We start from the raw sequence: 7543 nt of genomic DNA, 5'->3' as shown, positions 1-7543 counted from the left end.
TCCGGCGGCGGTTCGTCCGCGGGGTCCGCTCCGGCTTCGGGGACCGCGGGGGCGGGCTCCGGTTCCGGGACTCCGGCGCCCGGCGTGCCCGCCGGCTCGGGGAGCGGGGCGGCGTGGCCCGCCGCCGGGGGGAGCGGCTCCCCGGCGGGCGCCGGTGCGCCGGCCGGGGCGACGCCGTGGGCCGGTACGGACACCAACGCCGACGCCGGTGAGGACCGCTCCGTACCGTTGCCGGAGACCGTGTTCGCCCCGCAGCTGAACGAGTCCGGTGACGACACCCCGCCGCCCGCGGCGACACCGGACGCCAAGACGACGCTGATGTCGGGCGGCAGCGGGCTTCCGCCGACGGCTGTCGCACCGGCGCTTCCGGACCCCGGCGCGCCCGTGCCGCCCGGGGGTTCGCAGGGGGCGGGGGTGCCGGGTGCGCCGGGCACGCCGCCCGCGGGCGCTCCGGGCGCGCCCGGGACGCCGCCTGCCGCTGTGCCCGGTACCCCGCCTCCGGGTGCGCCGCAGGGCAGTACGCCGCCTCCGGGTGCGTCCGAGCGGCCGATCGCGGCGCATGCCGGGGACATCGCGGACGCCGCGACCGGCAAGGCGACGCCTCCGCCGCGTCGCGGCTCGGGCCCGGCGACTCCGCCCCCGCCGGGCGCTCCGGGTACGCCGGGTGCACGGCCGGGCACCCCGCCCGCGCCCGCGTCCCCGCCCGCGCCCGCGTCCCCGCCCGCGGCCGGGCCCGGTGCGCCGGGCGCTCCGGCGGGCGGCGGGTACGTCCCGACGCAGATGGTGTCCTCGCTCGGCCCCCAGGGCCCGGAGGGGCCCGGGGGTGCGCCGGGCCCGCAGCCGCCGGGTGCCGCGACGCCGCCGCCCGGCACTCCGGCCCCGCCCCCTGCGGGGGCGCCGAACGCGCCCGGCGGTACGCCGCCCGGTGGTGTCCACCATGCCGCGACGATGCTCGCCGGCCCCGGGGGGACGGGCCCGGCCGTTCCCGGCGCGCCGCAGCCCCCGGGTCCGCCCGGCGCTCCGGCCGCTCCGGCCGCTCCGGGTGCTCCGGGTGCCGCGGGGGGCGGGCGTGGTCCCGTGCACCATGCGGAGACGGTGCTGGCCGCGCCCCCGGTGGGCGGTCCCGGCGCGCCTCCGCCGCCGCCCCCGCCGGCCCCGGGGGTTCCGGGCGCGCCTCCGCCGCCGGCTCCTCCCGGCAGGCCCGGTGGTGGTGTCCCGGGGATGCCGCCCGGTGCGATGGCTCCCGGTACGCCTCCGCACGGCGCGCCCGTGCCCGGGCAGCCGCCGGCGTACGGGTATCCGCAGCAGCCCACCGGTCAGCCGACCGTCGGCCCCGGCTACCAGGCCGTGCTGCGCTACCGCGCGCAGGACGGTTCCGAGCAGCAGCTGATCCGGCGTTCGGCGCCGGGCACGCCGCACCCGGAGTGGCAGATCTTCCACGAGCTGCGCGCCATGAACGTGCCGCCGGACCAGGTGCTGGAGCTGCACACCGAGCTGGAGTCGTGCGAGCTGCCGGGGGCGTACTGCGCGCGGATGATCCGGGAGCAGTGGCCGCAGGCGCGGATCACGAGCATCGCGCCGTACGGCACGGATCACGCGAGCCGGCAGCAGGGCATGCAGCAACTGCTGGCTCATCAGGGTGAGTTGCACCAGGTGGCGGACGGTCCGGCGCGTCCGGCCCCGGTGCGTGCGCCGTTGCCGCCGGTGCAGCCGGTTCCGCCGGTTCCGCCGGAGGGCATCGCCCAGGAGCTGGCGGGGGCGTTCGGGCCGGGGGTGTTCCGGTTCGAGCAGGCGGCGGTGTCGCGGCAGGGGGTGCCGCCGATCGTGGCGCACACGCTGGTGGTGGCCGGGCTGCCGCTGGACATGGGCCCGTTCTTCTGGGCGCAGGCCCAGCCGGGCCGGCCGGTGCCGACGCTGGCGGAGCTGGCGGCCGAGCGGGGTGTGCGGCCGGCCTCGGACGCCGGTTCGTACCTGGTGATGGGCAGCGACTTCGGCAAGGCGATCTGCGTGCAGTACGGCACGGCGCACATCGTCGCGGTGCCGGTGGAGGCGGGGCCGGGCGGGGCGCCCGTTCCGCCGCAGTTCGTGAACACCGGTCTGCCGGAGTTCGCGCGCTGCCTGGCGTTGCTGGGGCGGATGTGGCGGCTGCGGTACGGGCTGAACCAGGAGCAGGCGGGCCGCTGGACCGTCGACTTCCAGGCCCAGTTGGCCGCGCTGGACCCGGCGGCGCTGGGTTCGCCGGAGAGTTGGTGGTCGGTGCTGCTGGAGCAGATGTGGGACGGCCTGCTGTGAGCCGCCGCCGCTGATCCCGCGCTCGGCGTGGCGAGGAGCCGGGTCCGGTCGGTACGACGACCGGGCCCGGCTTTTGTGTGCCCTCTTCGCGGAGTGTCGCGTTATGAACACTTCCGTGTGATCCATCAAGATGTGCGCGAATCATCCCATTTCGTGCCCGGTCGTCGTGCTGGGATTCGGGTCCGTCCGGTGAAGAGGGGTTCCAGGATGAGCAGCGCATCGGTGTCGTCGCAGGGCTTCGAGGTCGTGCGGGGGCGCGGCTACCGCCCCCTGCAGGTGATCGCGTACGTCGATGCCCTCAGTGCGGATCGTGATGCCGCCTGGGAGCGGGCCGCGCGGCTCACGGTGCTGGCCCGCGAGATGGAGGAGGAGCTGGAGCGGCTGCGGGAACGGGTGGCGGGGCTGGCTCCGCAGACGTACGAGTCGCTCGGGGAGAGCGCGCGGCGGCTGTTCGAGCTGGTCCAGGAGGAGGCGGAGACCGTGCGGGAGGAGGCCCGCCGGGAGGCGCGGCGGACCGGGGACCTGGCGCGGGACGAGGCGACCGGCGTGCGGGAGGCCGCGCAGGCGCACGCCGACACGGTGCGCGCCGACGCCGACGAGGCCGCCCGGCAGCGGCTGCTCGCGGCCCGCGAGGAGGCCGACGAGATCCGGATCGCGGCCCGGGCCGAGGTGAAGGAGCGGCGCGCGGAGACCTTGGAGGCGCTGCGGGAGATGCGCGGGCGCACCTCCGGGATGCTGGCCGAGCGGACCGCGGAGCAGCAGGAGCGGCTGGCCGAGGTGGAGCGGGAGGAGGCCGAACGGGTGGCCGCCCTGGAGGCCCGTCACGCGGAGGCGGTGGAGCGGGCCGAGGGCGCGCTGGCCGAGGCGAAGCAGGTCTTCGCCGACGCGGAGGAGTCGTCCCGGCGCTGCCAGGAGGAGGCGGAGGAGCGTGCGGACCGGGTGCTCGCCCAGGCACGGGCGCGCGCGGAGGAGATCGCGCGGGAGACCGAGCGGGTGCTGCGCGAGCACGCGGAGACGCGGGAGGAGGTGCAGGCGCACATGGACCACGTGTGCGCCAGTCTCAGCGCGCTGACGGGGCGGGTGGTGGAGTGAGGGTGCCGGGGCGTCCCCGGGGGGACGGCCGTGTGCGCCCCCTCGGGCCCGCCTCCGTACCGCTCCCGCGAGGATCCACGCCTCCACCGCCTCGTACTGCCGTCGCTGTTCCTCCGCTCCGGCCCGGCCGGAGGCCATCGTGCCGAGCCGGCCGCAGGCGAAGCCGGCGGGGACGGCAGGGAGTCGGGGTGCGGGAGCGGGTGACGCACGTTACTCCCGGGCCCTGGTGCGCGCCGCGTTTCGGCCGGACTGATCGGTCGGCATGTGCTCGCGGGGCCGGCCCGGGGTGTCACCCGCGGTGCCCCGGCTCTCGGCCGGCCGGGCCGGCCCGGCCGGCGGTTCGCGGCGTCCTCGGAAGGAAAAGGTGGGCCTTGGCTTCTCCCGTGACGCCCCGGCAGCCGATGCTCCGTCAGTTCCGTCTGCTCCGGTACGCGTGGCACGCCCTGCCGTTCCTCGGGCTGCTTGTCGCCGCCGGGGCGGTGGAGGCGGCGGGCGGGTGACGCACCGGCGGGCGGTCACTCCTCGAGCACCGGGAACTTCCGGGGCGCGAGGAACAGCAGGACCAGGAAGGCCAGGGCCGCCGCACCCGCCGCGCCCAGGTAGACCGTGTGCACGGCGTCGGCGATGGCGCGGCGGACCGCCTCGGGGACGGCGCCGCCGTCGAGCGCCCGGGTCACCGAGTCCAGGTCGCTCGCGCCGCCGAGCCTCGCGGCCAGCACCCCGTTGGCGACCGCGCCGAACAGCGCAGCGCCGACGGTCTGGCCGGTCTGGCGGCAGAAGAGGACCGACGCCGTCGCCGTGCCGCGTTCCTCCCACACCACCGACGACTGCACGCCGACGATCAGCGGGAGCTGGAAGAGGCCCAGGGCCGCGCCCAGCAACAGCATCAGCAGGGTGGGCTGCCAGGCCTCGCCCGGATAGGGGAGGAAGGGGAACGCGAAGAGGATCAGCGCGGCCGTGCCGATGCCGAGCATCGCGGTGTTGCGGAAGCCGATCCTGCGGTAGACGTGCTGGCTGAGGGCCGCCGCGACCGGCCAGGTCAACGTCCATACGGAGAGGACGAATCCGGCGGCCACGGGCGCGAGGCCGAGCACCGACTGGGCGTAGGTGGGCAGGAAGACGGTCGGGGCGACCATGAGCAGGCCCAGCGCGCCCAGGGCGAGGTTGACCGCGGCGATCGTGCGGCGGCGCCACACCCAGCCGGGGATGACCGGGTCCGCCGCGCGGCGTTCCACGACGATCACCACCGCCAGGAGCACGAGTCCCGTCGCGGTCAGGGCGAAGGAGGGCGCGGACAGCCAGGGCCAGGCCACGCCGCCCTGGACGAGGGCGGTGAGCAGGACGCCGCCGCAGGCGAAGAGGGCCAGCGCGCCCGCCCAGTCGACACGCGCGCGTGCCGCCGGCTCCCTTCGCGGTTCCTTCAGGTGACGGACGATCAGCCACAGTGCCACCGCTCCGACGGGCAGGTTGACCAGGAAGATCCAGCGCCAGTCGGCGTAGGAGGCGAGGAGGCCGCCGAGGCCGGGGCCGGCGACCGCGGAGACCGCCCAGACCGTGGAGAGGCGGGCCTGGATCCTGGGGCGCTGTTCGAGCGGGTACAGGTCGGCGGCGAGGGTCTGCACCGTGCCCTGGAGGGCGCCGCCGCCCAGGCCCTGCACGATGCGGAAGGCGATGAGCGCGGCCATGTTCCAGGCCAGGGCGCACAGCAGCGAGCCCAGCAGGAACAGCGCCGCGCCCGCGATAAGGACCGGTTTGCGGCCGAAGGTGTCGGACAGCCTGCCGTAGACGGGGAGGGTGACGGTGACGGCCAGCAGGTAGCCGGAGAACAGCCAGGAGAAGTAGGAGAAGCCGCCGAGGTCCCCGACGATCTGCGGGACGGCGGTGGAGACGACGGTGGAGTCGAGGGCGGCCAGCGCCATCGCGAGCATCAGGGCGGCGACGACGGCTCCGCGCCGGTCGGTCCCGGTCTCCCGTGCGGTGTCCCGTGTCGCCGGTCTGGTGCCGTCCATCCGGAATCCTTCCCTCGTGGCTGTCTGCCCCCTGCACCTATCTGCGCCGGACAGCTTCCCACTTGATCCTGACGCGGCAGGAGGGTGGAGCCTGGGTGGGCCGGCAGGAGGAGGCGACCCCGAGAAGGTCTCACCCTGCCGGTGGACGGCCCCTAGGGGTACCTCCGTACTACGGCTCGGGGAGGGTTCGTACCGACGGAGGACGAGCCGGGGCGGGGACTGTCCTTAACCTGGCTTTACGCCGCTGGGGGGCGGCCGAGCACACCGACGGGGGTGGGGTTTTCCTCAGGAGAAGACTGCGCTGAGCACCAGGGCGCGGGACCCCTCCCCACCCCCAGACTGAACCGCGTCGAACGAACACGCAGGCACCGGGCGGCCGTCGGGCACGACGGAGGCCGCCGGAGCCCTCGCTTTCCACTTGCTGACCGACATAGGAGACTTACCGTGACATCGGCTGTGACCATTCCCAGGCACGGGGGTACTGGAGGGCGTACGGCCGTTGCCGCGCGGGCGCGGCAGGTCGTGAAGGCGTACGGGTCCGGGGAGACCCGGGTCGTCGCCCTCGACCACGTCGACGTGGACATCGCCCGCGGCCAGTTCACCGCGATCATGGGCCCCTCGGGGTCCGGCAAGTCCACGCTGATGCACTGCCTGGCCGGGCTCGACACCGTCACCAGCGGGCAGATCTACCTGGACGAGACCGAGATCACCGGTCTGAAGGACAAGAAGCTCACGCAGCTGCGCCGGGACCGCATCGGGTTCATCTTCCAGGCGTTCAACCTGCTGCCGACGCTGAACGCGATCGAGAACATCACGCTGCCCATGGACATCGCCGGCCGCAAGCCGGACAGGGCGTGGCTGGACCGGGTGGTGGAGACCGTGGGGCTCGCCGGGCGGCTGAAGCACCGGCCGACCCAGCTGTCCGGCGGTCAGCAGCAGCGGGTCGCGGTGGCGCGGGCGCTGGCGGCCCGGCCGGAGATCATCTTCGGTGACGAGCCGACCGGAAACCTCGACTCGCGCGCGGGCGCCGAGGTGCTGGGCTTCCTGCGCCGTTCGGTGGACGAGCTGGGGCAGACCATCGTGATGGTCACCCACGACCCGGTCGCCGCCTCGTACGCGGACCGGGTGCTGTATCTCGCCGACGGCCGCATCGTCGACGAGATGCTCCAGCCGACGGCCGAGCAGGTCCTGGACCGCATGAAGGACTTCGACGCCCGGGGGCGCACGTCATGACCGTCCTGAAGACCTCGATGCGCAACTTCCTCGCGCACAAGGGCCGTATGGCGCTGTCGGCGGTGGCGGTGCTGCTGTCGGTGGCGTTCGTGTGCGGCACGCTGGTGTTCACGGACACGATGAACACGACGTTCGACAAGCTGTTCGCGGCCACCTCCTCCGACGTCACGGTGAGCGCCAAGGGCGCCTCCGACAGCGGTGAGACGACCTCCGACAACGGCAAGCCGCCGGTGATACCGGACTCCGTGCTCGGTGAGGTGCGCGGTGCGGACGGGGTGAAGTCGGCCGAGGGCACGGTGTTCTCCACCTCGGTGACCGTCGTCGACGGCGACAAGGACAACCTCTCGCCCACCAGCGGCGGCCCGACCATCGTCGGCAGCTGGAACGACAACGACGCCCGCACCATGGAGATCACCTCCGGTGCGGCGCCCGAGGGCGCCGGCCAGATCATGGTCGACGCCGACACCGCCGACAAGCACGGCCTGAAGCTCGGCGACGAGATCGGCGTCATCACCGTGGTCGGCACGCACACCGCGAAGATCTCCGGCATCGCCGACTTCACGGTCACCAACCCCGGTGCCGCGATCTTCTACCTGGACACGAAGACCGCGCAGCAGGTCCTGGTCGGCGAGGGCGGCGTCTACACCAACGTCAACGTCACGGCCGCGGCCGGCGTCAGCGACGCGCAGCTGAAGAAGAACGTCCTGGCCGAGCTCGGCGGCGCCTACAAGGTGCAGACCGCCGAGGAGACCGCGGAGGCCAACCAGAAGGACGTCGAGGGCTTCATGAGCGTCATGAAGTACGCGATGCTCGGCTTCGCCGGGATCGCCTTCCTCGTCGGCATCTTCCTGATCATCAACACCTTCTCCATGCTGGTCGCCCAGCGCACCCGGGAGATCGGCCTGATGCGGGCGATC

Annotated in this window: 6 protein-coding genes; 5 read left to right on the top strand and 1 reads right to left on the bottom strand. The window is 74.5% G+C overall.

Annotated elements, in window-relative coordinates; all coding sequences use genetic code 11:
* The 3 genes from RIM90_RS29375 to RIM90_RS29365 form a co-directional block, all read left to right on the top strand.
* Positions 1 to 2292: SUKH-4 family immunity protein (locus RIM90_RS29375; protein WP_309063781.1), on the top strand; the 2292-nt coding region annotated here is incomplete at its 5' end.
* 207 nt (positions 2293 to 2499) lie between these two features.
* Positions 2500 to 3384: a cellulose-binding protein gene (locus RIM90_RS29370; protein WP_309063780.1), complete on the top strand. Its 885-nt coding sequence runs from the start codon at positions 2500 to 2502 to the stop codon at positions 3382 to 3384.
* A 371-nt stretch (positions 3385 to 3755) separates the two neighbouring features.
* Positions 3756 to 3884, top strand: coding sequence for a hypothetical protein (locus tag RIM90_RS29365; RefSeq protein WP_309063779.1), 129 nt, complete (start codon positions 3756 to 3758; stop codon positions 3882 to 3884).
* A 15-nt stretch (positions 3885 to 3899) separates the two neighbouring features.
* On the opposite strand, the gene RIM90_RS29360 is transcribed toward RIM90_RS29365, so the two are convergent.
* Positions 3900 to 5393 carry an MFS transporter gene (locus tag RIM90_RS29360; RefSeq protein WP_309063778.1) on the bottom strand — a complete coding sequence of 498 codons (1494 nt, stop codon included), beginning with the start codon at positions 5391 to 5393 and terminating at the stop codon, positions 3900 to 3902.
* A gap of 444 nt (positions 5394 to 5837) precedes the next feature.
* On the opposite strand from RIM90_RS29360, the gene RIM90_RS29355 reads away from it, so the two are divergent.
* Together RIM90_RS29355 and RIM90_RS29350 are read left to right on the top strand one after the other, a co-directional pair.
* On the top strand, positions 5838 to 6626 hold the full coding sequence (locus tag RIM90_RS29355; RefSeq protein ID WP_309063777.1) for an ABC transporter ATP-binding protein: 789 nt from the start codon (positions 5838 to 5840) through the stop codon (positions 6624 to 6626).
* Positions 6623 to 7543: ABC transporter permease (locus RIM90_RS29350; protein WP_309063776.1), on the top strand; the 921-nt coding region annotated here is incomplete at its 3' end. The genes RIM90_RS29355 and RIM90_RS29350, both read left to right, overlap by 4 nt.

This window comes from Streptomyces sp. (assembly GCF_031181555.1).
In the GTDB taxonomy this organism is placed as follows: Bacteria; Actinomycetota; Actinomycetes; order Streptomycetales; family Streptomycetaceae; genus Streptomyces; species Streptomyces fimbriatus.
Note: the sequence above shows the minus strand (reverse complement) of the source record. Positions and strands in the feature narration are given on the sequence as shown.